This window comes from Pseudomonas bubulae, from assembly GCF_037023725.1.
Taxonomy (GTDB): Bacteria; Pseudomonadota; Gammaproteobacteria; order Pseudomonadales; family Pseudomonadaceae; genus Aquipseudomonas; species Aquipseudomonas bubulae.
The window spans coordinates 3,061,721-3,088,019 of the sequence record NZ_CP146077.1 but is presented as its reverse complement, the minus strand read 5'-3'; the positions used below and the strand labels follow the sequence as shown (position 1 = coordinate 3,088,019).

Sequence of the window (26,299 nt, the reverse complement as noted above, 5' to 3'; positions counted from 1 at the left end):
GCGGCGCACAAATCGGCCCTGGCGAGCACGCCATCGCAGGCAAGCCCGCTCCCACAGGCAGTGCGCCGTTCTCAAAACCTACAGCCTGGCACACCTCATTGTGGGAGCGGGCTTGCTCGCGAGGGCATCGACGCAATTCGGCAGACATTCCGAGCTGCCTGCATCGCAGCCCCCCTACATCGACAACGGATAACTCACGATCACACGGGTCTGGTCGAAGTCGCTGTTGAAGCTGCGACGGTTGGTGGCGTTGTTGACGCGCAAGCTGAGGTTCTTCAGCGTGCCGCTCTGGACTGTATAGCCAACCTCGGTATCGCGCTCCCACTCCTTGCCGTTAGCCCCCTGTTTGGTGGTGGCGTTGTCGCCATGACCATAGCGAACCATCGCCAGCAACCCGGGCACCCCGAGCGCGGCAAAGTTGTAGTCGTAACGCGCTTGCCAGGAGCGCTCGTCGGCATTGCTGAAGTTGCCGTTGAACATGTCGTTGCCCAGCGTGCGCCCGCTACTGCCGTACACCGACATCCAGCCGCTATCCCCGCTGACCCTCTGCAACCCCAGGTACAACGTGTGTCCGCCCGTAGCCGCCGAGAACAATCCGTACGCTGTGCGACTGCTGACCCGACCGATACGCGCGCTGCCATCGTCCTTATCAATGAAGTACCCCAGATTGGCGCCCAGCACCCAGTCACCCACCGGCTGTTTGTGCAGCAGATTGAAATAGCTCTGCTGATAAATATCCGCCAACTGCGAATGCCACGCCCCCACCTGGGTACGCTGTTCATTGAAACGGTACTCAGCCCCCGCGTAGTTGAATCGGTCCGAGGTCACACCCGGCGCAGCCCACGCCGCGAGATCCTGCATGTCCGAAGAATTGCGCAAACTCACGGCCCGGTATTGCCCTGCCTGCAGCCCCAGGCCTTCAATCTCCCTGGACACCAGCATGGCGCCACGGAAGGTCTGCGGCAGCAGTCGCCCATCGTCGTAACGCAACACCGGAACATCCGGCAGCAGTTCGCCAACCTTCATTTCCGTTTGCGAAAAACGCGCCTTGGCCGCCAGCCCTGCCCGGCCAAAGTTATCGGCCGCGCGACCATCGCTGTTCACCGGCAGCAGTTCTGAACCGCTGGCCACGCGACTGCTGTCGAGCTTGATCCCAAGCATGGCAATCCCTTCCAGGCCAAAACCCACAGGCCCTGGGGTGTAACCGGAGCTGAATTTCAGGATAAAGCCCTGCGCCCATTCATCCACCTTGCTTTTGCCTGCGCTATGGTCACGAAAATCTCGATTGAAGTAGTAGTTGCGCAACATCAAATCTGCTTTCGCACCGTCAAAAAAACCTTCACCCTCGGCCATTGCCGAGGCACAAACAGACAACGACAGCAAACCTGTAAGCATCTTCATTATTATTGTTCTCCGAATTTTGGGCGCAGCCGCTCCCCGCAGCGGACACAGCCCGACCAGACAGATAGATAGACATGGGTATGCGCCCGGCCAGGCCGGGCGTTGATCAGAAGGTTGAATCAGGCCTGCGCCAGCGCCGGTTGGGCCTGCGAAGTAGACGGCTTGAGCAGCAGCAAGCAACCGGCCGCGATCACGAAGACGATTGCAAACACGCCATACAGGTGCAGGGGCTGCCAGCCGGCATCCAGCAGAAAACCGGCCACAATGGGCGACAGGATAGCGCCGATACGACCAATGCCGATCCCCCAGCCCACGCCCGTCGCTCGTACGGATGCGTCATACACTACTGGCGACAATGCATAGAGCCCGGCAACGCAGCCGTTGGAAAACAGCCCGATCAGCAACCCAAGCCCCAACGCGGCCATGACCGAAGACCCCGAGCCGACAAACAGCACCAGCAAGCCCGCGGTAATCAGCATGAACAGCGACAATACCCGGGTCAGCGGCCAGCGCGATGACAAGCCGCCGATCAGCGCCGCGCCAAAGATCCCCCCAACGCTCAACAGCACGCCACCGGTAATGCCCTGTTGCGCCGAAAGCCCGGCCGAGACCAGCAGTTTTGGCGTCCAGCTCATCACAAAGTAAAAGCCGAACATTACCAGGAAGAACAACAGCCAGATCAGCAGCGTAGTGCGGCGCAAGGCAGGCGCCAGAAGTTTGCTCAGACCGGTACTGTGACCCGCCGGATTCACCACTGCAGCAGGCATCTGGCTCAAGACTGGCTGCCCCAGGCGCCGGGCCAGGCTATTGATACGCTGCAAGGCCGTGGCCGGGCGGCGCGCAAGCAAAAAGTCCAGCGACTCGGGCAGCCACAACAGCACCAGCGGGATCACCGCAAAGGTCACAGCCCCGCCGAAAACAAACACCGAACGCCAGCCCCAATGGGTCAACAACCAGACTGCCAGCAACCCCCCCAGCGTTGCGCCCAGGGCATAGCCGGTGGATTGCAGACTCACTGCCAGGCCACGCCAGCGCTTGCTGGCATACTCGCTGGCAATCACGTTGCTGCTGGCCAGAATCCCGCCAATCCCCAGCCCCGTAAGCCCGCGCAGAAACGCCAACTGCACCGGTGTCTGGCTCAATGCCGAAAGCAGCATGCCCGTGCCGCTGACCACCAGGCACAACAGGATCAATGGGCGTCGACCAATGCGATCCGCCCAGGGGGCGAGAAACAGTGAACCCGCCGCCATGCCAAACAACCCGGCACTGAGCAACATGCCGATTTGCGCTCCACTCAGGCCCCACTCGGCCGACACCGAAGCCGCCGTGAACGCCATCACCAGCACATCAAAGCCATCGATCATGTTCAAAACAATGCAGATCCCGATGGCGAGCCATTGAAATCGCACCATCGGACCGTTATCAACGCGAGCTTTCAGATTGATATCCATCATTGCACCTGCCTGTCGCAAGCAACCCGGGCAAGGCAAGCGCAAAACACGGCAGTACGCGCAGACATAAAGCGGACAGAACTGTGACAGTTCTGTGCTCTGGATAAGCCTTTCATGACGAGACCCTTTTTTGTAATTTTTATGGGCGACGGTCAGGAAGGAATCCAGCCAACGCCAGGGCGCTAGTCAACCCGTTAATGGATCCACAGGCAATATGAGGGTTTGTCAGAATTTCAATAATTCGGTCCATCAGATACAGAACCCAACACATAAAAACTGTTTTTATTTTTTAAATTCAACGTGTTAGCACATCAGGACCAGATAAACTTTAGGGTGCGATTATCGACCAATCTCGTGGCCAGAGATCTTCTCTGGCCAGAAACCCATTATTACTCACTTTAAAAACCGCTTATTGGATCCACTGAAACAATGCTTTCCGGGTATCACTCGACAAACGCCAGCCTCGCCATTGCGCCACGGATGGAGGCAATGCGGTAGTCGGCTTCTGGCAATACATAGGCAAAAAAGAACTGCGCAGTCTGTAGTTTACTGGCCCGTACCGGGTCGCTGTCGGGCAGCAAACGGGACACACGCGCCCCTCGTACCCAGGCAAACCCCAGCAGAGCCACCCCGCACAACCGCAGAAAGTCCCCGGCAACCCGATAGGGATACTCGACGTCCTCGCCAGCGCGCTCACGAACTGCAGCCACCACCGCTTCAAGCTTGTCGCACAATCGCTCCAGCTCGGCGGCAAAACCGGCACACTCCGAGGCGTCCAGGGCCAGCGCGGACTCCTGGCGCATCACCGCCAGCAACGCGGCAAACGCCCGACCGTCATCGCCCAGCACTTTGCGCAACAGCAAGTCATTGGCCTGGATCTCGTTGCTGCCCTCATAAATCATCGCAATACGGCTGTCGCGCAGGGTTTGCTCGATAGCGAATTCGCTGACATAGCCGTAGCCGCCGAACACCTGCAAAGCGTTGCTGGCCTGGCGAAACCCCTGATCCGTGAAAAACGCCTTGATCACTGGCGTCAGCATTTCTGCCAGCTGCAGGGCGTGCTGACGGTCAGCCTGGCTCCCTTGGTGCTCTGCCTCATCGAGCAGATGCGCCACCCAATAGCCCACGGCCCGCATGCCCTCGGTACAGGCGCGCAACTCCAGCAAGGTACGACGCATGGCCGGGTGAAAATGGATCGGGTCGGCGGCGTCAGCACTGATCCCGGCAGGCCGAACCGGCGCACGCATCTGCTTGCGCTCCAGGGCATAGTCGCGAGCGTTCTGCCACGCCGCTTCGGCGTGCCCCAACCCCTGCAGCCCCACATGCAGCCGCGCCGAGTTCATCATCACGAACATCGCCGCCAAGCCTCGGTTGGCCTCACCAATCAGCCAGCCTTGTGCCTGCTCGAACACCAGCGAACAGGTCGCGCTGCCCTTGATCCCCATCTTGTGTTCGATACCGTCGCAACGCACGCTGTTGACCTGATGGTGGTCCAGCAGCTTGGGCACCAGAAACAGCGAAATGCCCCGACTGCCAGCAGGCGCACCGGGCAATCGTGCCAGCACCAGATGCAGGATATTTGCGCTCAGGTCATGATCGCCACCAGAGATAAACAGCTTGCTGCCGCTTACCCGATAACTGCCGTCGTCTTGCGGTTCGGCACGACAGCGCAGCAGGCCGACGTCGCTGCCTGCCTGCGGTTCGGTCAGGCACATGGTGGGCAAGACTTCACCGCTGACAATCTGCGGCAAATAACGCGCCTTGATCCACTGCGGAGCATGGGCCTTGAGGCACAGATAGGCACCGTGGGCGATGCCGGTGTACATGGCCCAGCCATGGTTGCTGGCATAGAGCATCTCCTGCAGCGCCGCGTCGAGTAGCTGTGGCAAGCCCTGACCGCCGTAGGCCTCATCGCACGCCAGGGCTGACCACCCGCCTTCGGTGTAGGCAACATACGCCTCGACAAAGCCAGCTGGCGTTGTCACCCGGCCAGCTTCGAAGCTGCACCCCTGGCGGTCGCCACTGCTGTTGATCGGCGCAAGCATCTGGGAGCTGAACCGCCCGGCTTCTTCAAGCACCTGGCGGGCCAGCGCCAGATCGAGATCCTGGAATCGCTCTGTTTGTGCCCAGGCCTGCGGGGCCTCGAGCCAGTGTTCAATGACAAATTGCATGTCGCGCAGCGGTGCCTGGTATTGCCACATGGGAAAACCTCAAATCTTGGAAAAATGCGGATTCTCGATCAGTACCGCCATGCCCTGCCCACCCCCGACACACGCAGCGGCAATGCCATAACGCAGATTCTGCTCGCGCAGCTGCCGCGCCAGGGTCAGCACCAGGCGCAGGCCGGTGGCAGCCAGGGGATGCCCCAGAGCAATGGAGCCGCCACGGCAGTTGAGTTTTTGCCGGTCCAGTTCCAGTGCCTGTGCCACTGCCAGAATCTGTGCGCCCTGCGCCTCGTTGATTTCAAACAGATCAATCGCGTCCAGCGCCAAACCGCTGCGCTTGAGCAGCAACTGGATCGCAGGTACCGGGCCGATACCCATCCGTTGTGGCGCAACACCGACCACCGCCGTCGCCAGCAAATTTGCCAGGGCCGGCTGCCCCGCCGATGCACGGGCGACCAGCGCGGCAGCGGCGCCATCCACCACTGCGCAACTGTTACCCGCCGTTTGCACACCATCTGGGTGAATGGCTCCCAGCCTGGCAAGGGCCACGGCGTCGGTGGCACGCGGATGACTGTCGAGGCTGACAGACTCACATCGACGCGGCAGGCTGATACCACGCGGCTGACAGCCCTCCAGTTCAAACACTTCATTGCGCAGGGTGACGATTTCATCCCCCAGCCAGCCGCTGGCCTGGGCGCGAAGTGCCTGCTGGTGACTATTGAGGGCATAGCCGTCCACTGCCTCACGGCTCAGGCCATAATCCTTGGCCAGGTTTTCCGCCGTGGCGATCATGTCCACGCCGGGAGCCGGGTCGTACAGCGCTTCCCAGAGAAAATCCTTGAACTCGACCGGCGCCCCCAGGCGGAATCCACCACGATGGGTGTAGGCGGCAATCGGGTTGCGGGACATGGACTCGGTGCCCACACACAGCGCCAGTTCCATGCCGTCATGCAACTGCCCGGCAGCCTGGCGCAACAGTTCAAACCCTGTGGCGCAAATACGCTGCACCGCCAGGGCAGGCACCTGTTGTGCCACACCGCTGTAGAGGCCGATATGACGCGGCAACATGTACGCATCAAAACTGGCCTGAGCCATTGAACCCGCCAGTACCGAGTCCACTGCCTGCCCGCCCAGCCCGGCACGGGCCAGCACTTCACGGGCGACCTTGATCCCCATATCGATCGGTGAAACCTGGGCCAATGCCCCACCCAGGTCGACCCATGGTGTACGAACCGCCTCAAGAATGGCGACATCGGTGAATGCCGAGTACTGCCCTCCAGGGCTCACGACGGCTTGCCTGCACGCAGGATCGAAGGCGCCTGCCCGCGATAAAGTGCTTCCACATGCGCCGCTCGCCATTGCAGCACTGCACGCTGATTGATCGAACCCTTGTCGGTGATTTCACCGCGATCGATCGACGCGGCCTCATCCTGCAGCGCGATCCATTCCAGGCGACTGGCATTGCCACTGGCCTGGAGATTGAGCCGCTGCAACCAGTCAGCAAACCACTGGCGTACCGGTTCACTGGCCAACACCTGCGCATCGCTGGCGTCCGCAGGCAAGCCCGACAACTGTCGGCACTCGTACAGACGGGCAAATACCAACGCACCCAGACACTCGCGATCCGGCGCTGCGATCACCAGATCCTGAACATAGGGCGAACCCTCGAGCACGGCCCGGTTTCGCAGCGGCCCCACGCTGACAAATACCCCGGAGGACAATTTGAAGTCCTCGGCCAGTCGTCCATCGAACATCAACCCCCACTGCGGATTGCAAGGATCGGCCAGCTTGATGGCATCACCTGAGCGGTAAAAGCCCTCATCGTCAAACGCCTCGGCACTCTGCTCGGGGGCGCGCCAGTAACCGGGCATGATGTGCGGGCCACGAAAGCGCCCCTCCAGCTTGCCGTCCACCGGCACCAGCCGGACCTCACAGCCCGGCGCCGGCAGACCGATATAACCGGCCATCGACAACGGCCCGGTGGTGAAGGTGCATGAAGGCGAAGCCTCGGTCATGCCCAGCCCGGCCATCATGCGGATGCGCTCGCCACAGTGTTGCTCGGCAACCCGGTCGAGCCGGTCCCAGATACTTTGCGAAAGGCCCGCTGCGGCGAAAAAGAACAGTTTGATGCGGGCAAAAAATCGTGCCCGCAAGTCGCTGTCAGTTTCCAGCGCAGTGACCAGCTCTTCCCAGCCCTTAGGCACGGTGAGGTAGGCAGTCGGCGAGATTTCCTTGAGATTGCGCAGGGTTTCGGCAAAGCCCTGAGCCGTTGGTTTACCGCCATCCAGGTACAGCGTACCGCCGTTGTACAGAACGATACCGAGGTTATGACTGCCGCCAAACGTATGGTTCCAGGGCAGCCAGTCCACCAGCACCGGGGGCTCTTCGGCAAATACCGGAAAGGTCTGCAACAGCATTTGCTGATTGGCACAGAGCATGCGTTGGGTGGTAATCACCGCTTTGGGCAGTTTGGTAGAGCCTGAAGTGAAGAGGAATTTGGCGATGGTGTCCGGGCCTGACGCCATGAACGCAGCCTGGGCCTCGGCGCCGCCCGCCTGCTCCAGCAAGCTGGCAAAGCTCACCTGGGGCCGCCCCGCCATCTCGCCACGTACCGCTACCAATGGCGTCCCTGCGGGCAATACTGCGTGCACGGCACGTTGATAGACCGCCGCATCACTGACAAAGATCAGGCCTGGCTGCAACAGGTCGCAGACATGGCGCAACTTGGCAAAATCCTGGGACAGCAACGAATAGGCAGGTGAAACCGGGCAGTAAGGAATACCGGCGTACATCGCCCCCAACGCCATCTGCAAATGCTCAATATCGTTGCCTGACAGGATTGCCAGCGGACGCTCTGCCCCCAGACCATACACCAGCAGGCTTTGCGCAATGGCGCGAACGTCCTCCAGCATTTGGGCATAGCTGATGCGACGCCACTCGCCATCACTGTCCCGTGCAGCGATAAAGGTGTGCTCGGGCCGGACCTGCGCCCAGTGCACCAGGCGATCAAGCAAGCGTTCGGGCATCGGCTCCAGGGTTTCCAGGGAGCGCATGTGCAAGATGCCGCCGACCTCAAGCACTTCGACCGCCGGGTGACCGATGGCCACCTCGCGATAACGTGCCGGGGACGTAGGGGACTTGGCCGGGGATTTGAATTCGATACTCACGTCATGCTCCTCCAACAAGGCATGCGCGGCCCGTCCGACACTTAAGCGGCATGGCGCAGGCATGACTCCTTATTATTGTTATGCCTTGTGCAGACAATCAGATCGGGTAGTGGCGCGGCCCGTTCTGCAAGGTGATCCAGCGCAACTGGGTGAATTGCTCGATCGACGCCTTGCCGCCAAAACTGCCGTAACCGCTGGACTTGACCCCACCAAAGGGCATTTGCGCTTCATCGTGGACCGTAGGGCCGTTGATATGGCAAATGCCCGATTCGACCCGCTGGGCCAGTGCCAGGGCACGCCCGGTGTCCCGACTGAAAATCGCCGCCGACAAACCGAACTCCGAATCGTTGGCCAGACTCAGCAAGGCCTCATCGCCGTCCCCGCGCAGTAGCACGGCAACCGGGCCAAAAGACTCTTCGCGGTACAGGCGCATACTCGGGGTCACACCATCGAGCAACGTTGGTTGCATGATGCTGTCTTCGACCTGACCACCCACCACCAGCCGCGCGCCTTTACCGACCGCATCGTCGATCAGCGCCTTGATCCGCACACCGGCGCTGGCGTCCACCAGCGAACCGAGTACCGAGTCGTCCGCCTGGGGATGACCGGCGCGCAAGGTGGCAATCTTGGCTGCCAGCTTGTCGATAAAGGCATCCGCCACCTTGCTGTCCACGATCAGCCTCTCGGTGGACATGCAGATCTGGCCCTGATTGAAGTAAGCGCCAAAGGCTGCGGCGTCGACTGCGGCGTCAAGGTCAGCGTCATCCAGTACCAGAAACGGCGCCTTGCCCCCCAGCTCAAGAAGGGCCGGCTTGAGGTGACGGGCTGCCAGCTCGGCAACAATGCGCCCCACGTGGGTTGAGCCGGTAAAGTTGACCCGACGCACCGCCGGATTGGCGATCAGTCGCTCTACAATCGCCGGCGCATCTACCGGAGCATTGCTGATCACGTTGACCACGCCATCGCCCAGTCCCGCGTCCTGCAATACCTGGCCAATCAGCCGGTGAACGGCCGGGCTCAGCTCGGAAGCCTTGAGCACCACGGTGTTGCCGCACGCCAGCGGCATGGCCAGAGCACGGGTTGCCAGAATCACCGGGGCATTCCAGGGCGCGATGCCCAGGATGACGCCACAGGGTTGGCGCAAGGCCATCGCAAAACTGCCGGGCACATCGGAGGGGATTACTTCGCCGTTGATCTGGGTGGTCATGGAGGCGGCTTCACGAAGCATGCCGGCCGCCAGCTTGACGTTGAACCCGTACCAGTTGGCCATAGCCCCGGTTTCACCCGCTGCCTCGATAAACTCGCTCGCCCGTGCCTGCATCAACTCGGCAGCAGCGAGCAACCGGGTACGCCGTTCATTGGGCGCCAACGCGGCCCACACGGGAAAAGCAGCCTGAGCCGCGGCAACTGCGGCATCGGCATCTTCCAGGGTGGCGGCGGCCACGCGTGACACCACCTCACCCGTCACCGGGTTGCAGCGTTCGAACGCTCGACCATCACGGGCCGGGCACGACTTTCCGCCAATGAGCAGGGGCACGTCCAACATGGTGATTCCTCTTTATTGTCGTTATCGGGAATTCATTTACAGGGTGCGCCCGGCGCACCCTGAACAGCGAGATTAGCGCTTGTAGGCTTGCAGGCCTGGCTTGATGCTCTTGTCATCGAGGAACTGCTTCATGCCCTGCTCACGCCCGCCTTCGGTATCCAGCAGTCGCGACTGGTCGAGCTTGGCGTACAGATAATCTTCGTTCTGCTCCCAGGTCAGTTCGCGGCAACGCTTGAAGCCATGCTTGGCCGCACGCAGTACAACCGGGTTTTTCTCCAGCAGATTGCGCGCCAGCTCAATGGTGACTTCACGCAACTGCGCCAGCGGTACGCTCTCATTGACCAGGCCCATCTCGGCGGCTTTACGCCCGTCGAAGGTCTTGCCGGTCATGATGTAGTACAGCGACTGGCGATGGCCTACGGTGTCTGCCATAGCCTTGCTGACCAGGTTGCCCGGTGGAATGCCCCAGTTGATTTCCGACAGGCCGAACGTTGCCTCGTCAGCGCAGATGGCCAGGTCGCACGCCACCAGAGGGCTGAAACCACCACCAAAGCACCAGCCATTGACCATGGCAATCGTTGGCTTGGCGTACATGCGCAGCAACTTCCATTGCCACTGCGACGCTTCACGGCGGATTTTCTCCTGAAGAATCTCGGGGCCGGCGTCCACTTCGCGAAAGTACTCCTTCAAGTCCATGCCCGCCGTCCAGGCATCGCCCGCGCCGGTCAACACCAAAACACCCGCCTGCGGGTCCTGCTCGAGGGTTTCCAGCACGTCGATCATTTCACGGTTCAGGGTCGGGCTCATGGCATTGCGTTTTTCCGGACGATTGAGTATCACCCAGGCGATGCTGTCTTCGATTTCGACTTTGACGGTTTTCCAGCGGCCTTCGTATTGGCTCATAGCGATTGCTCTCTTGTTGTTCGCTTGAAGATGAGTGAAAACTAACCGGCATAATTAGTTATGTCAATTAACCATTAATTAAATTAACCAATTTTTTTTGCGGCAAACGCTCGTAAAATAACGCAGCGATGGCTATCAACCAGCAACCGCGGCAAACTAGATACGTTTATTAACTTCATTCGAGCAAGGACCCCTCTATTTATGGCCAAGCCAGCCACCCCTGTCGTCGCCCAAGAGGCCATGCCTGAAAGCCCGGACGTACAGGCTCCTCTGGACACCGCGCTGGACGAACTGATCGGCTATGCCATGCGCCGCGCCCAGCTCAAGCTTTTCCAGAACCTGATCAGCCGGCTGTCGACCCACGACCTGCGTCCGGCGCAGTTTTCGGCAATGGCGATCATTGACCAGCATCCCGGGCTGATGCAGGCGGACCTGGCCCGGGCGCTGGCGATTGAGCCCCCGCAAGTGGTGCCATTGTTGAACAAGCTGGAGAGTCGGGCGTTGGCGGTACGGGTTCGTTGCAAACCCGACAAACGCTCCTACGGCATATTCCTGAGCAAGACCGGCGAAGCCCTGCTCAAAGAGCTTAAGGCTATTGCTGCGCAAAGCGACATCGACGCGACCTCGGCGCTGGATAGCGCCGAGCGTGAAGAACTGCTGCGCCTGCTGAAAAAGGTGTATCAGGAATAGCCCAGCGCTGTAGCTACCAAATCCGCAACATGCGCAGTGCCTGATCAATAGTGAAAGCTGAATTCACGACTGCTGCGCAGCCGAACGCAGCCTCGCACGGCTCGGCAGCTGCTACGATTTTCACAACTCATGCCACTGCGTAGCAGTTGACGAGTAGAGCGAGGCTACGTTCGAGCGCGAAGCGGTCGCAAAACCGCAACACGCGCAGGGCCTCGCACGGCTCTCCAGCAAATAGACAATTGGCCCTACCAGATCGGCAAGGTATAGATGGCCAGGAAGCGGGTCTGGTTTTCGTCGCGAAAGGCCGCACCTGCCGGGAAGTCATTGCGGTAAATAGACTTCCTCGCCAAAAGGCCCAGGTTTTTCAGCGGCCCGCTCTGAATCACGTACCCCAGCTCCATCTGAAACTCGCGCTCCTTGCGATCATCCGCATTCAAGGACGCCAGTTCGATATTGTCACCGCGCACATAACGCAACCGCCCTTTCAATCCCACTACCCCCACCGCCGTGAAGTCGTAGTCGTAAATGGCCTGCCAGGTGCGCTCCTTGGCATTGAGAAAATCCGAACTCATGGTCATTTCGCTCATGCCCATCAACTCTGTACCCGAGATGTAAGGCGTCGCCGTATCACCGCTGGAATGCATGTAGCCCACACTTAAACGATGCCCTCCCAGCCGATAACCCAACAGCGCCGATGCGTTGATGTTGTCGACCTTGCCTGCTTTGGCACTGCCCGCCTCATCACTGAAAAAACTGCGCAGGTCGGTGGTCAGCACGCCATCACCCAGGGGCAGATCGTGCAGCAATGCCAGGGTGCTTTGCTTGTACAAATCCGCCACCTCGACATGGTAGGCGCGCACGCTCAGGTTCTTGTTGACCTGATAATCACCACCGCCGTAAGCCAGGTGCGAGGTTTCAGCCGAGCCCTTGAATCGGCCATTGGGCGACGCGATAGTCATGGCCTGGTAGTTGGTGGAGTCACGTTTATTGATCGCGTCGATATATCCGGTGTTGAAGGTCAGACCGTCAATTTCTTTGGAGCTGACGGTGGTCCCGCGAAAGGTCTGGGGCAAAAGCCGCGACGGGCTGGCAAAGGCAAACGGCAGAAAAATCGACACATCACCGGTCTTGAGCGTGGTCTGGCTAAAACGCAGCTTGCCGGTGAAGGCCAGTCGCGAGTACTCATCCGCAGCCTGTTTGTCACTATTGACCGGCAGCAGTTCGGTGCCGCTGCGGTCAGGCGAAGAGTCCAGCTTGACCCCCAGCAGACCACGCACATCCAGCCCGAAACCGACCGTGCCCTCGGTAAAGCCCGACTCCATGTTGGCAATGAAGCCCTGGGCCCATTCCCGCGCTGCGGTCTTGACGCCATCGTCCTTGTAATCACGGTCCATGTAGTAGTTGCGCAAGGTCAGGGTGGCGTGACTGTCTTCGATAAATCCCTGGGCCCAAACAGGGGTACTGAGCAGGCACAGGGCAATGCACGAAAGCGGGAACAAGCGCAGGGCGCCTTGGTTGAGCGTATGCATATTGAATGTCCATTTATTGTTGTTTTTGACAGAACCAGAACGCTCTCATGGCGTTTCCTGGGCCAGAGAATGGAAACAAGTCAAAGCAACGTCAATCTTAAATGATCGATAATCGAACATTATGTTTCTTATCTATTTTTGATAATTACAGGCACGCACTGGCTAAAAGCCTGTTTTAAACACGTTTAAGCTGATTTTTTAGCAAATACCTTCGCAGCTTCTTTTTTTAGTTATCTTTGTTAATCTTTATTTGGCTCGCTGAAAGCCCCCCTACAAAAACAATAACGAGGTTCGTCCATGAACACTCCACAGCATCGTTCGACGCTGACAATCGCTTTGTGCTTTATCGTTGCGCTTATCGAAGGGTTTGACCTGCAAGCCGCGGGCACTGCCGCCGCCGGCCTGCGTCAAACCTTTGACCTGGACCCGAAAATGATGGGCTGGGTGTTCAGTGTCGGGATCATCGGCCTGCTGCCCGGTGCATTCTTCGGCGGCTGGATTGCCGATCGAGTCGGCCGTAAAAAGATCCTCATCGGCGCGGTCATCCTGTTTGGCGTCTTCTCTCTGCTGACCGCCTATGTAGACAGCTACTACCACTTGCTGCTGGTGCGATTCATGACGGGCCTTGGTCTGGGAGCTGCCCTGCCCAACCTGATCGCCCTATGTGCTGAAGCGGTAGACGAACGCCGTCGTGGCACAGCGATCAGCATCATGTATTGCGGCGTGCCACTGGGTGGCGCAATGGCAGCGGTAGTGGCGATGTTCTCCCATGACCACTGGCAAACCACCTTTATCATCGGCGGGCTAGCCCCGTTGCTTGTCGTGCCGCTGATGATCATCCTGCTGCCCGAGTCCCGGGTTTTCCGCCAGGACGCCAGCCAGGCTTTGCGCGTGTCTACGGGCCAGGCACTGTTTGGTGAAGGTCGTGGCCGTTCGACCCTGGCGTTGTGGCTCAGTTACTTCTTTACCCTGACCGTGATGTACATGTTGCTGAACTGGCTGCCCACACTGCTGCTTGCCCAGGGTTTCACCAAGCCGCAAGCGGGCATGGTGCAAATGCTGTTCAACATAGGCGGTGCTTTGGGCTCCTTGCTCGGTGGCCTGCTGCTGGACCGCTGCAACCCGACCAAGGTGGTTCTGGGCGTCTATGCCGGGCTACTCGCATCACTGGCCGGGATCGGCTTTTCGGTAGGGATTGTGCCCGTGGCCACTGCAGGCTTTGCCGTGGGCCTGTTTGTAATGGCGGCGCAGTTGGTGCTCTATGCAATGGCTCCGCCGCTGTATCCGACAGCCGTACGGGCAACCGGCGTCGGCGCTGCAGTCGCTATCGGGCGCCTGGGTTCGGTTGCAGGTCCCTTGGCAGCAGGTCAGATCCTCGCCGCCGGGGCCGGAACGACCGGGGTGCTGCTGGCGACTTCACCGGGACTGGTCATTGCGGCATTGGCGGTCATCACGGTGATTACCCGTGCCAATCAAAGTGCAAGCCTGAAACCGGGACTTTGTGGCCGCTGACAAGTAACTCCAGGCTGCACTCTATGGCCTGGAGCATCTCGACAGCGTGTTTGTTCAGGTTCTGCTGATCTCAGGATTCAAAGGTTTGAATCCTGAGATCAGGGGTTGTCTCTTCTGCCTTGCCACCAACTCCATGTTGTAGTCGTTGACGAGTGGAACGAGGCTGCGATCGGGAGGGTGCTGATCATCGTGTAAACCTGCCGGGGCTCTGGCCTTGCGCCAAAGCCCCGGTATGTCAGGCCTGTGCGGCGCTGCGGTTTAGCCGGTACATGGTCCAGGCGTAGAACACCAACGCCAGCCCCGCCAGCGAACCACCTGCCAGCCCGATCCAGGCAAAACCGAAATGGCTGCCCACCGAACTGCCCAGCAATGCCCCGCCGCCAATGCCGATATTGTAGATACCGGAAAACATCGCCATCGCCACATCCGTCGCGTCCGGCGCCAGGGTCAGTACTTTGGACTGCATCGCCAGGCCAAAGCCCATGATCGCCATCCCCCAAATGATGCTCAACACCCCCAGGGATTCAATCCAGTTACTGGCCGGCAACAGCAACAGCAGGCTCAGCGCGATCAGGCCCACAGCGGTCAGCAGGAAGCCCAGCGGGCTGTATTTGTGGAACCAGCTAAAACACAGCGAACCGAAAATCCCCGCACCGCCGAAGAGCAGCAGGATCAGGGTCACGGTAGCGCCGCTCATACCCGCCACGTTCTGCACAAAGGGTTCGATATAGCTGTACGCGGTAAATTGCGCCGTGATCACCACCGCCGTCAACAGATACACAGCCACCAGTGCAGGGCGCTTGAACAGCACCGGCAAGCTTCTGAGCGAGCCGGAATTCTGGCTTGGCAGCAACGGCAAAGTGCGCGCCAACCACAGCACCAGCAACACCGCCAGCGCTGCGATCACCAGAAAAGTGGTACGCCAGCCCATGGCCTCGCCCAGCAAACGGCCCAGGGGCACCCCCATCACCATCGCCAGCGAAGTACCGGTGGCCAGCAACCCCAGCGCTTGCACCTGCTTGCCCTCAGGCGCCAGACGCACCGCCAGAGAGGCTGTTATCGACCAGAACAGCGCATGGGACAGCGCCACGCCGATCCGGCTAAGCAACAAAATGCCGAAGCTGGTCGCCAGACTCGACAGTACATGACTGGCGATAAACAACCCGAACAGCACCAGCAGTAACTTGCGCCGCTCAACGTTGCGCGTCACCAGCATGATCGGCAAGGAAGCCAGTGACACCACCCAGGCATAGATGGTGAGCATCAGCCCGACCCGGGCCGTGGCCATGTCAAAACTTGCGCCAATCGCACTCAGCAGCCCCACCGGCACAAACTCGGTGGTATTGAACACAAAAGCGGCCAGCGCCAGCGCGATTACAGGCTGCCAGTTGGCTTTAGAGGTAGAGGTGGGGTTGCTCATTTAATGAATGCACTACTCGCTATCGATGATGAACCGGCTCCGACGCTTCAAGCCGGAACCACACAGGCTGACAGTTTATAGCCTTCACGCAGAGCCGTTGGCGAGATTTTGCAGATACTCGGCAGGCGGCGTTTTGTCGAGGCGCCGAGGTGCCCGATAAAAAGACCGCAGCAAGGATTTTGCGACAATGCGTAAAGAATAGTTAAGAGCATTGATTATCATTTGCACAAATGTAAAACTTTGTAACTAATTCTCGTTTACGCAGTTCCAGCCCGGAGTATCCGCAGATCATGCGCTCACTGCTCAGCCTTCCGACGTCCGCCCTCACACTTGTCGCACTGGGCATGCTCAATTCGGCATCAGCCGACGAATACACCTTGAACCTGCCTTCCACCAGCGTCACCGGCACCGCCGACAGTGAAGATGCACCACCGGGCTATCAAGCCAAACCCGCCGCCACTACGACGCGATTGAACCTCACCGCCGGGCAAACACCCCAGGGCATCACCAGCATCAAGCGCGAGCAACTTGACGACTTCAAGCTCAACAGTATTCGCGATGTGCTGGACAGTACCCCCGGAGTCAACGTGCAAAAGGTCGAGACCGACCGGACTTACTTCACTGCCCGCGGTTTCGACATCACCAACTTCCAGTACGACGGCATGGGCATGGGGCTCACCGGCGGCGTGCTGGTGGGTGATATCGACACCGCACCCTACGAGCAGGTTGATGTCTTGCACGGCGCCAACGGCCTGATGACCGGCACTGGCAACCCGTCGGCCACGGTTAACTTTATCCGCAAACGCCCCACCTATGAGCCTGAGGCCAAGGTCAGCGTCAGCGCCGGCTCCTGGGACAAGCGCCGGGTCGATCTCGACGTCTCCGGGCCGCTGACCGATGCGGGCAATGTGCGCGGGCGAGTGATCTATGCCAACGAAGTGGGCAACTCTTATCTGGATCGTTATTCCCGGGAAAAGAACATCTTCAGTGGCATGCTCGCCTTCGACCTGAGTGACGACGACACGCTGACCGTCGGTTATGAAGACCAGAAAAGCAATGCCAACGGTGCCAGCTGGGGCTCCCTGCCGCTGACCGACAGCAGCGGCAACGCCCTGCACTACAGCAGCACCAGTGCCAACATTGCCCAGCCCTGGGTGTACTGGGATGTACGCACCAGTCGCGCCTTCGCCGAGTGGCAGCACCACTTCGCCAATGACTGGAAGTCCACGCTGACCGTAACCGCCATGGAGCATCGCGAAGACACCGACATGTTCTACATCTATGCCAACAGCGCCTCTAGCACCGGCTATACCGGGCTGGCCTCCAACTACAAAGGCAAGACCCGCGAGCTGGATGGCGGCCTCTCGTTCAGCGGGCCTTTCAGCCTGGGCGGCCGCGAGCACCAGTTGACCTTCGGCGCCAACGTGGCCCGTTCCCGTACCCAGGAAACCTCGCTGTACGGCACCTCCTCGTACTACACCCCGGTGTCGCTGGAAGATGCCCTCAACGGCGTCATCCCCAAGCCTGCTTACAACATGGCCAATGCCGACGCGACCTCCAATTACACCGATCGCCAGAAGAGCCTCTACGCTGGTACGCGGTTGAGCCTTACCGACGACCTGCACCTGATCGTCGGTGCGCGCATGCTCAGTGCCGACAGCGACGGCGAAAACTACGGTTCGGGGCGGGACGTGAGCATTCATGGCAAAGTCACCCCGTACGCTGGCGTAGTCTATGACCTGACGCCGCAGTACTCGCTGTATGCCAGCTACACCAAGATTTTCAACCCGCAGTACTACCTCAATACCCAGGGCCAGGTGCTCGACCCGCTGGAAGGCAAGAGCTACGAGGCCGGGATCAAGGGGCATCTGCTGGACAAGAAACTGGACGTTTCGGCAGCGGTATTTCATACCAAGCAGGATAACGTTGCCACCTACTCAGGTTTCAACCCTTCCCTGGGCGGTTACCTGTATGACGGCATGTCGTACAAGAGCAGCGGTGTAGAACTGGAAGCTTCGGGCGAACTGGCGCCGGGCCTGCAAATCAGCGGGGGCTATACCTACGTCTATATCACCGATGCCGACAACAACCGCGGGCGCAAGTTTATACCGCGCAATGCCCTGACCACCTCCATGGCCTACAAGCTGCCGATGGCACCGCAGGTAAAAGTGGGTGGCAGCCTCAAGTGGCAAAGCAAGGTCGAGAACGACGACACCCCGGCAGCAAACCAGGCTGCCTATATGCTGGTGGGCCTGATGGCCAGCTATGATATCGACCCGCACTGGAGCACCCAGCTCAACCTCGACAACCTGACCAACGAGAAATACCTGCAAAGCGTACGTTACGGGCAAAGCAACTACGGCTCCCCGCGCAACGTCACGGCATCGGTGAGCTGGAAGTTCTGATGAAGTGCCGGGCCAGTTCCCCTGGCCCGACATGAACTGCGTATGAACGTGCGGGGTACTGAAATATCCTGCATTTAAAGCTGGCAATAACGTAATGTCAGTGACATACAGCCCTTACATATTCGTCTCGTGTTCAACTCACTGAGTGAGATCTGCCATGAGCCATACCCATATTGCTTTATCTATCGCTACCGGCCTGGGTTTTACATTCACCGTCATGTTGTCCCATGCCGCGCCCCCTGATACCTCCGACGCCCAAAACTACAAAAGCCACAAGGCCTTGTTGATTGGTGTCGACGGCATGCAATACGAAAAACTTCAGCAAGCCATTCAAAATAATATGGCCCCCCATATTGCCGGCCTGAACCCCGCCAAAAGTTACATCGGAGGGATTGACGGAACTGCGACAGAGCAAACTACCGGTAGCGGCCCGGGCTGGACGACAATACTGACCGGCACCTGGGTAGACCGACATAAAGTCCCCTCCAACAACAACGCATGGCGCAACAAAGCGCCCAGCCTGTTCAAGCAACTCAAGCAGGCGGATCCTGAACGCAAAACGAGCAGCATTGTCAGCTGGAATACCATCAACAACAACTTCGCCGATGATATTGCCCAAGGCTTTATCGACCTTGCCATCAAATGCTCCGACGTCGATCAATGCGTCGCCGACAAGGCCAGCTATGAGCTTGAATATGGTCGCTCGGACCTGGTTTTCGCGCACTTCGACGAGCCTGACAATGTCGGCCATAGATACGGTTTTTCAACCCGCTATCAGACCGCAATCCAGGGCGTCGACGACAAGGTCGGCCAGTTACTGTCGGCACTCAAGCGCCGTAAACAAAGCAACCCCGATGAAGACTGGCTAGTACTGGTGACAACTGATCATGGCCGGCGCCTGCCCGATGGGCGTAATCATGGCGCCCAAACCCTGAGCGAGAAAACCACGTTTATCGCACTCAACAAACCCGCCAACGAGCAACTTACCCGCCCCATCACCAATCCGGACAATCCGGGCCACGACAACCTCTACGGTTTTGCCAGCCAGGCGGATATTACTCCGACCCTGTTGGCCCATTTTGGCATCGAGCCCGTACCTGCCCGGCATGCCATGGACGGTCTGCCCCTGACCGGGCCTCTGGGTGCAAGGCTATTCTCTGCCCGGTTAGCGCCTGACGCAGCACAGGTGAATCTGACCTGGAATGGCGATGGGAGCGCAGACAAGCCCGTGCACATTTATCGCAATGGCAAGCAAATCGCCTCTGTCGACTACTCCCGGCGTGGTTATATCGACAACGACATCAAGGAACTCAAAGGGCCAGTCAATTACACGGCAGTGATTGATAAAGTGCCTGTGTCACGCTTGATCACTCTGGGCGACAAAAAACCATAAAAAAAAGCGCTGCCCGATCACTCGGACAGCGCCTTTTTTACGTCCAGGCGTTACGCCAGACTTTTGCTGACCACTTCAAACACATCGCTGGACAGTTCGCCCGAGCTGCGGATGCGCTCAAGCTCTGCCTTCATCAGCGCCTGTCGCGCAGCGTCGTACTTGCGCCAGCGGGTCAGCGGCGCCAGTTGCCGAGAGGCAATCTGCGGGTTGAAACCATTCAGTTCGATCACCAGGTCCGCCAGGAAACGATAGCCCGAACCGTCCGCAGCATGGAAGTTGATCAGGTTTTGCCCGGCAAAGGCACCCACCAGGGCCCGCACTTTGTTCGGGTTCTTGATGGTGAACGCCGGATGTTGCATCAGCTCGCGCACGCGCTGCAAACCGCCGGGCAAGGTGCTGCCCGCCTGCACGCTGAACCATTGATCCATGACCAGCGGGTTGTCCTTGAATTGCTCGGCAAAACTGGCCAACGCCGCAGCTTTTTCCGCCTCGTAGGGCGAGTTGACCAGCACGGCCAGCGCCGTCAGGCGTTCGGTCATGTTGTCGCTGTGCTCGAACTGCTCCAGCGCCGCTGCCAACACTTGCGGCTTGCCGCTGAGCATCAGGTAGGACAGCGCGATATTTTGCAGTGCGCGACGGGCAAAGTGCTCGGCTTCAGCCACATAAGGCGTGGCTTTGGACACTTCGCGGTTGGCCTGGTAACGCGTCCACAGGGCGTCGAACAGGCTGTCTGCCAGTTGCTTGCGAGCGAACTCGCGGGCAACGTGGATGGCTTCGACATCGGCCACATCACTGATTTCGGTCAGATAGGCTTCGCCCGGCAGCGAGAGCATCTCTGCCACCATTGCCTGATCCAGTTGCTCATTGCCCAGCACCGTGCGCAACGCCTCGACCAGACGCTGATCCATGACCAGTGCTTCACCGCGCTGATGCTGCGCAATCAACTCTTGCAGCACCTGTACCGCCAGTTGCTGACCAGCATCCCAACGGTTGAACCCGTCGCTGTCGTGCTGCATCAGGAACATCAACTGGTCACGGCTGTAATCGAAGCTCAGCTTCACCGGTGCCGAGAACCCGCGCAACAGGGACGGCAGCGGTTTTTCGTTGATGCCGACAAAGGTGAAGGTCTGTTCGGCTTCAGTCACTGACAGCACGCGGCTGGTGCCCGAGGCCGCAGCTTCGCCCGCCAGTTGCAGGGCAATTTCACTACCCCCGGCGTCCAGCAGGCCCAGTTCGACCGGAATGACGAACGGCAGTTTTTCGATCTTGTCCGGAGTTGCCGGGCAGCTTTGCGCAAAAGTCAGGCTATAGGTGTGTTGTTGCGCATCGTAGTGCTCGCTGACGGCCAGCCGCGGTGTACCTGCCTGGCTGTACCAGCGCTTGAACTGGCTCAGGTCGGCGCCATTGGCATCTTCCATGGCCTTGATAAAGTCGTCGCAGGTCACCGCCTGGCCATCATGACGCTCGAAGTACAGGTCACTGCCTTTGCGAAACCCCTCGGCGCCCAGCAGGGTGTGGATCATGCGCACCACCTCAGAACCCTTCTCGTAAACGGTCAGGGTGTAGAAGTTGGAGATCTCGATAAAGCTCTCCGGGCGCACGGCATGGGCCATGGGGCCGGCGTCTTCGGCGAACTGGTGAGTGCGCAGGTAGGCCACGTCCTGGATGCGCTTGACGGTGCGCGAATTCATGTCGGCCGAGAACTCGGAATCACGGAACACCGTGAAGCCTTCCTTGAGCGACAGCTGGAACCAGTCGCGACAGGTCACGCGGTTACCCGACCAGTTGTGGAAGTACTCGTGGGCGACGATGGCTTCGACCCGCTGGTGCGCGGCATCGGTGGCGGTTTCGGCGCGGGCCAGTACGGCGCTGGAGTTGAAGATATTGAGACCCTTGTTCTCCATGGCGCCCATATTGAAGTCGTTGACGGCCACGATCATAAAGATGTCCAGGTCGTATTCACGACCGTAGGTCTCTTCGTCCCAGCGCATGGATTTTTTCAGGCTGGTCATGGCGTGCTGGCATTTGTCGATGTTTTCCGGCTCGACATAAATGCGCAGCGCCACGCTGCGCTCGCTCATGGTGGTGAACGTGTCTTCGACGCACCACAGGTCACCGGCCACCAGTGCAAACAGGTACGCCGGTTTCATGAACGGGTCTTCCCAGGTTGCCCAGTGCCGGCCGTCTTCGTCGGGGCCGCTGGCGATCGGGTTGCCGTTGGACAGCAGAATCGGGTAACTGTGCTGCTCGGCCACCACGGTGGTGGTGAACTTGCTCATCACGTCCGGGCGGTCGAGGTAATAGGTAATCTTGCGAAAGCCTTCGGCCTCGCACTGGGTGCAGAACATCCCGCCGGACTTGTACAGGCCTTCCAGCGCGGTGTTGGATTCGGGGTGGATGCGCACGCTGGTATCGACCACGAACTGTTCGCTGGTCGGGTGCAGGATCAGGTGGCTGTCGCTGAGCTGATAATCCTCGGCGGTCAATTCGATATCGTCGAGGCTGACCGACAGCAGCTCCAGCTGCTGGCCATCCAGCGCCAGGGCCGGCAGGCCGGCGCCACGGGCCGGGTTGCGGCGCATCAGCAGTTGCGCATGAACCAGGGTGTGATCCTCGAACAACTCGAAGGTCAGGTGCGTCTCGTCGATCAGGTAATCGGGCGCCTGGTAGTCCTTCAGGTAGATCATTTGCGGTTGTTCGGTGCGCATGCTGGAGTCCTTTTACTGATGCACGGCCAGCTGGTAGGCCGTGTATTTGCGGATATTGATAACGCCGGTGTCAAAGATCAGGTATTGGCCCTTGATCCCCATCAGCGTGCCTTCGACGATCGGATCTTTATCCAGATTGAAGCTGACAATCTTGGTCGGATACTGCTCGACCGGGTAGCAAATCTCGATGGGCTCGACGCTATGCAAAGGCTGTACCGCTTGCAGGCCGAAACGTTCCTGCAGGGTGTGCAGGCCTTCGGCGCAACTCTCGAACAGTTGCGCACGCACTGCGGCGAGGTCTACCGGCGCTGCGTCGCCCTTGAGCAGTGCACGCCAGTTGGTCCGGTCAGCCACTTGCGAGCGGAACAGGTCTTCGACAAACCCCGATTGCTGACGGGTCGCCACGCGCACGATCGGCAATGCCTGGCTGGCACCCTGGTCGAGCCAGCGGGTCGGCAACTGGGTGGCACGGGTAATGCCCACCTTGACCCCGGAGGAGTTGGCCAGATACACCACATGATCGGTCATGCAGAACTGCTCGCCCCACAACGGATCACGGCAAGTGCCCGCGTCATAATGGCAACGCTCCGGGCTCATGATGCACACATCACATTGTGCCAGCTTGGTCATGCACGGGTAGCAGTAGCCCTGGCTGAAGCTCTTCTTGGTTTTACGCCCGCAATGAGAGCAGTTGATCTCCCCCAGGTATTCCAGACGCAGTTTAGTGCCAATCAAGGGATTGACCGGCACCTCGGTATCGCCCAAACGGAACGCATATTGAACGGTCGGCGTTTCCAGGCTTGCCGACATCTTGCTGATTGCACCGCGACCAATCTCAATCAATGGATGGCATCCGACTTGAACAGGATGTTGGGCACCGGCGCCGATTTCGAGCTGCATTCCTGCGGGCCCATATAACCGGTGCGCTGGTCTTCAGGCAGGTTCTGCACTTCCCAGGCGATCATCGCCTGCAACGACAGCTCGCGCTGTTCGGCAGTGAGTTTGTTGCCGTCCGCCCATTTACCGATTTCCACGGCCAGTTTCAGGCTCTGGTAGATCTCGGGGGTGATGTTTTGAATCATTTCGTTGAAAGAGGACATGGTTCTGTTTCCGCTCTTTAAAAATCAGATGGCATTTCTATCTGTGGGAGCGGGCTTGCTCGCGATTCAGGCAACTCGGTGCATCTGAATCAACGGGTTGAACCCATCGCGAGCAAGCCCGCTCCCACGCGACAATTCGAAACTTTATACAGCCTGCCTGCGCCGCGCCCAAAGCCCGCCCAGCAAGCCGGTCAGGCAACCGATGACCAGTCCGCCCACATGGGCGGCATTGGCGATCTGGCCAAAGCCGATCATCGACACCAGCCCCGACATGCACAATGCCAGCCACACCAGCATCATCACCAGCACACCGCGCGGCAGGTTATACAGGGGGTTTGGCGCCATCAACTGATAGATCCAGACATGCCCCAACAGCCCGTACAACACCCCCGACAACCCGCCAAACAGGCTCGGGCCGCCCACCAGGTACTGGGCGAAGTTGGACACCAGGCTGAACAACAGGCTCAAGCAGATCAGGTTGACGCTGCCCTGGCGCATTTCAATGCGCCGCCCCAGCTCCCAGTACCACATGCCGTTCATGGCGATATGCAGGAAACCGAAGTGAATCAACATCGGCGTAAACAGTCGCCACCACTGCCCGGACGCCAGGCTGTCAGACAAGGGGACAAAGTCGATGTACTGGCCATAAATGCTGAAGTCCAGAAACGTGAAAAACCTCAGGGCCGACAAATTGTCACCCAGTTGCGTCACCGCGGCCACGATTACGCACAGCAGCAACACGATGGCTGTGGCCGGGCTATCGCGCAGCTGCTGCGCAAAACCCGGGCGGGTCATGGCCTGCGGCCGTTCGACAACGGGTAAGGCGTGATCGGGGTCACCCAGCGGAAAACGCTGGTACAGGCTGCGCACGTCGTCGGCAATGGACTCAGGTGCCCATAGCACCTGCTCGCCTGCCTCTTCACTGACCCGATGGGGCACCTGCATGCGCCGCAGCAAAGCAACAAAACCGCTCAGGTCCACAGACAACGGCAAACGCAATACCGCTACAACACTCATTGAATGGCCTCAGGGCGATCTACATTCACCCATACAAATTTGTCCGGATCGAGCCGGGTTTCCTGGTCAAGGCGATAAGCCACCAGTTTGCCGTACAACACCGCGCTGTAATCCAGGCACGCCAGGTTCGGACGGATCGGCGCGGGCCGGCCGCTGCGCCAGTAGTGCCCGACAAACAACAGCGGTTCATCAATGCCGTAACGTAACAGGGCACTTTTTTCAGTGGAGGACAGCGGCTGCTGTGCCACCCGTTCAGGCAGCGCGTCCGGCTGGAAAACGATATCGCCGTAGGTCTTGGGGTCGTCTTCCCAGAACTTGGTGCGAAAGAATGCCCGCGTCAGGCCGTCGCCACCGGTCAGGGTCATGCCCCCCGGCAGGCGCATGTCAGTGCCACGCAACAGGCGGTTGAAGCTCAGGCTGGCAAAGCTGTCCGACACCGCCGCGGCCTGCAAGAAGGCCTCGTCAATGCAGCCGTCGGGGTATTGCGCACGCAGGGTGGCGATCACTTCGCTGTCCCAGCAGGCATGTACCACCCGGAAGCGCCCGGCATCGACAAACAGCGGCATGTCGTAAAACCACTGCACAAACTCGCGCCATTCAGCGGGATACTTGTCGAACTGTTCGAGGGTTTCGTGGATCAGCCGGGCATGGCGCGGCGTGTGCTCGCGCACAAACTGCTTGCCACTTCCGGCTGGCGCGGGTGTGCACCAGCCCAGCGCGTTGAATTCATGGTTACCCATCAGGCACAGGGCCTGACCGCTGCGTACCATGTCGTAGACAATATGCAGCGACTCGCGAATGCGCGGGCCGCGATCAATAATGTCACCCAGAAACACCGCCATCCGTTGCGGGTGTCGCCAGATACCGGCGAGTTTTCGATAGCCCAGACGCTCCAGCAGGTGCTCAAGGGTATGAGCACAGCCATGCACGTCACCGATCAGATCGTAACTGCGCGCTGGATCGAGCATCAGTCAGCCCTGCCGCCCAGTCGGCTACCCCAGCCAAGCTTGGTCCGACACACTTCGTAGTAGTTGTGGTCCAAAGGATGAATCAGGCGCAGTTTTTGCGCTTTTTTGCTGACGTTGATGGTGTCGCCCGGCGCACAGGTGAAGTGGTTCTGACCGTCACACGAAACCTGCGGGTAGATCTGCATGTCCTTGGCCACCACTATTTTCAACTCACTGTTGCCATCGACCACGATCGGGCGGCTGCTCAGGGTATGCGGGTACATGGGCACAATCACGATCGCGTCGAGCTTGGGGTGCATGATCGGGCCGCCCGCTGACATGGCATAGGCCGTTGAGCCCGTGGGCGTGGCCACGATCAGGCCGTCGGCCTTCTGGCTGCAGACGAACTGGCCATCGATATGCAGTTCGAACTCGATCATGCGCGTGGACTTGCCCGGGTGCAGCACCACATCATTGAGGGCATCGCCCTGGCCGATGGCTTCGCCGTGACGGCGCACTTCGGCCTGCAGCAGAAAACGGTTTTCAACCAGGTAGTGGCCGTCAAGCACCTCAGCAACTTTGACTTCCAGTTCATCGGGACGGATATCGGTCAGAAAGCCCAGACTGCCACGGTTGATACCCAGCACCGGTACATTGTGCCGGGCCAGCGCGCGGGCGGCGCCCAGCAAACTGCCATCGCCGCCGACCACAATCACCATGTCGCAGACTTCGCCAAGCATTTTGCGTGACGAAGTTTGCAGGCCGTGACCGGGCAACACCTCGGCGATCGTGTCTTCAAGGATCACGTGCATATGCCGCTCGAGCAGGAATTTTTTCAGTCGGCGAACCGTATCGAGCACTTGCGAGCTGCCCAGACGACCTATGATGCCGATATTACGAAATTGCTCCATGGGGCTCCTGCGGGATTCTATGCGTGCGAAAATA

Annotated in this window: 19 protein-coding genes; 4 read left to right on the top strand and 15 right to left on the bottom strand. The window is 59.4% G+C overall.

The genetic code is table 11. The features are described from left to right. Positions 1 to 174 precede the first annotated feature (174 nt). The 7 genes from V6L81_RS14160 to V6L81_RS14130 form a co-directional block, all read right to left on the bottom strand. Positions 175 to 1,401 carry an OprD family porin gene (locus tag V6L81_RS14160; protein WP_095000371.1) on the bottom strand — a complete coding sequence of 409 codons (1,227 nt, stop codon included), beginning with the start codon at positions 1,399 to 1,401 and terminating at the stop codon, positions 175 to 177. Positions 1,402 to 1,520: 119 nt separating this feature from the next. Then, complete coding sequence (locus V6L81_RS14155) at positions 1,521 to 2,852, bottom strand: MFS transporter (RefSeq protein WP_095026520.1); 1,332 nt, start codon at positions 2,850 to 2,852, stop codon at positions 1,521 to 1,523. Positions 2,853 to 3,295: 443 nt separating this feature from the next. After that, entirely contained in the window at positions 3,296 to 5,053 is a 1,758-nt protein-coding gene (locus V6L81_RS14150; protein ID WP_338660058.1) for an acyl-CoA dehydrogenase, read from the bottom strand. Between the two features lie 9 nt (positions 5,054 to 5,062). Next, a complete protein-coding gene (locus V6L81_RS14145; protein WP_338660057.1) occupies positions 5,063 to 6,304 on the bottom strand; it encodes a thiolase family protein in 1,242 nt (413 codons plus the stop codon). Continuing rightward, a complete protein-coding gene (locus V6L81_RS14140) occupies positions 6,301 to 8,184 on the bottom strand; it encodes a feruloyl-CoA synthase (RefSeq protein WP_095026478.1) in 1,884 nt (627 codons plus the stop codon). Before V6L81_RS14140 ends, V6L81_RS14145 begins: the two co-directional genes overlap by 4 nt. 97 nt (positions 8,185 to 8,281) lie before the next feature. Then, positions 8,282 to 9,730, bottom strand: coding sequence for an aldehyde dehydrogenase (locus tag V6L81_RS14135; protein ID WP_338660056.1), 1,449 nt, complete (start codon positions 9,728 to 9,730; stop codon positions 8,282 to 8,284). Positions 9,731 to 9,802: 72 nt separating this feature from the next. Next, a complete protein-coding gene (locus tag V6L81_RS14130) occupies positions 9,803 to 10,633 on the bottom strand; it encodes a p-hydroxycinnamoyl CoA hydratase/lyase (RefSeq protein WP_019822412.1) in 831 nt (276 codons plus the stop codon). A gap of 201 nt (positions 10,634 to 10,834) precedes the next feature. Between V6L81_RS14130 and V6L81_RS14125 the strand changes: the two genes are divergently transcribed. Continuing rightward, on the top strand, positions 10,835 to 11,323 hold the full coding sequence (locus tag V6L81_RS14125) for a MarR family winged helix-turn-helix transcriptional regulator (RefSeq protein ID WP_095000376.1): 489 nt from the start codon (positions 10,835 to 10,837) through the stop codon (positions 11,321 to 11,323). Positions 11,324 to 11,568: 245 nt separating this feature from the next. Here the strand turns inward: V6L81_RS14125 and V6L81_RS14120 are convergent, their stop codons facing one another. Further along, on the bottom strand, positions 11,569 to 12,852 hold the full coding sequence (locus V6L81_RS14120; protein ID WP_095000377.1) for an OprD family porin: 1,284 nt from the start codon (positions 12,850 to 12,852) through the stop codon (positions 11,569 to 11,571). A gap of 297 nt (positions 12,853 to 13,149) precedes the next feature. On the opposite strand from V6L81_RS14120, the gene mhpT reads away from it, so the two are divergent. Further along, entirely contained in the window at positions 13,150 to 14,364 is a 1,215-nt protein-coding gene (mhpT, locus tag V6L81_RS14115; protein ID WP_338660055.1) for a 3-(3-hydroxy-phenyl)propionate transporter MhpT, read from the top strand. A 235-nt stretch (positions 14,365 to 14,599) separates the two neighbouring features. Here the strand turns inward: mhpT and V6L81_RS14110 are convergent, their stop codons facing one another. Further along, the gene (locus V6L81_RS14110) at positions 14,600 to 15,784 is read right to left on the bottom strand and encodes a sugar transporter (RefSeq protein ID WP_095000379.1); all 1,185 of its coding nucleotides are present in this window, start codon (positions 15,782 to 15,784) and stop codon (positions 14,600 to 14,602) included. A 290-nt stretch (positions 15,785 to 16,074) separates the two neighbouring features. Between V6L81_RS14110 and V6L81_RS14105 the strand changes: the two genes are divergently transcribed. Continuing rightward, positions 16,075 to 18,189, top strand: a complete 2,115-nt coding sequence (locus V6L81_RS14105; protein ID WP_338660054.1) for a TonB-dependent siderophore receptor — start codon at positions 16,075 to 16,077, stop codon at positions 18,187 to 18,189. A gap of 157 nt (positions 18,190 to 18,346) precedes the next feature. After that, a complete protein-coding gene (locus tag V6L81_RS14100) occupies positions 18,347 to 19,582 on the top strand; it encodes an alkaline phosphatase family protein (RefSeq protein ID WP_338660053.1) in 1,236 nt (411 codons plus the stop codon). A gap of 50 nt (positions 19,583 to 19,632) precedes the next feature. Here V6L81_RS14100 and pepN read toward each other — a convergent pair whose 3' ends face one another. The 6 genes from pepN to V6L81_RS14070 form a co-directional block, all read right to left on the bottom strand. Beyond that, positions 19,633 to 22,290, bottom strand: a complete 2,658-nt coding sequence (gene pepN, locus V6L81_RS14095) for an aminopeptidase N (protein ID WP_095018021.1) — start codon at positions 22,288 to 22,290, stop codon at positions 19,633 to 19,635. Between the two features lie 12 nt (positions 22,291 to 22,302). Further along, the gene (locus V6L81_RS14090) at positions 22,303 to 23,133 is read right to left on the bottom strand and encodes a DUF2797 domain-containing protein (RefSeq protein ID WP_095000383.1); all 831 of its coding nucleotides are present in this window, start codon (positions 23,131 to 23,133) and stop codon (positions 22,303 to 22,305) included. Beyond that, positions 23,130 to 23,390 carry a YeaC family protein gene (locus V6L81_RS14085; protein WP_016780738.1) on the bottom strand — a complete coding sequence of 87 codons (261 nt, stop codon included), beginning with the start codon at positions 23,388 to 23,390 and terminating at the stop codon, positions 23,130 to 23,132. The genes V6L81_RS14090 and V6L81_RS14085 overlap by 4 nt, the downstream gene beginning before the upstream one ends. Positions 23,391 to 23,534: 144 nt before the next feature. Continuing rightward, positions 23,535 to 24,407: a rhomboid family intramembrane serine protease gene (locus tag V6L81_RS14080; RefSeq protein ID WP_338660052.1), complete on the bottom strand. Its 873-nt coding sequence runs from the start codon at positions 24,405 to 24,407 to the stop codon at positions 23,535 to 23,537. Next, a complete protein-coding gene (locus V6L81_RS14075; protein WP_095000385.1) occupies positions 24,404 to 25,375 on the bottom strand; it encodes a metallophosphoesterase in 972 nt (323 codons plus the stop codon). Before V6L81_RS14075 ends, V6L81_RS14080 begins: the two co-directional genes overlap by 4 nt. Further along, positions 25,375 to 26,265, bottom strand: coding sequence for an NAD(+) kinase (locus V6L81_RS14070; RefSeq protein ID WP_095000386.1), 891 nt, complete (start codon positions 26,263 to 26,265; stop codon positions 25,375 to 25,377). Before V6L81_RS14070 ends, V6L81_RS14075 begins: the two co-directional genes overlap by 1 nt. Between the last annotated feature and the right edge of the window lie 34 nt (positions 26,266 to 26,299).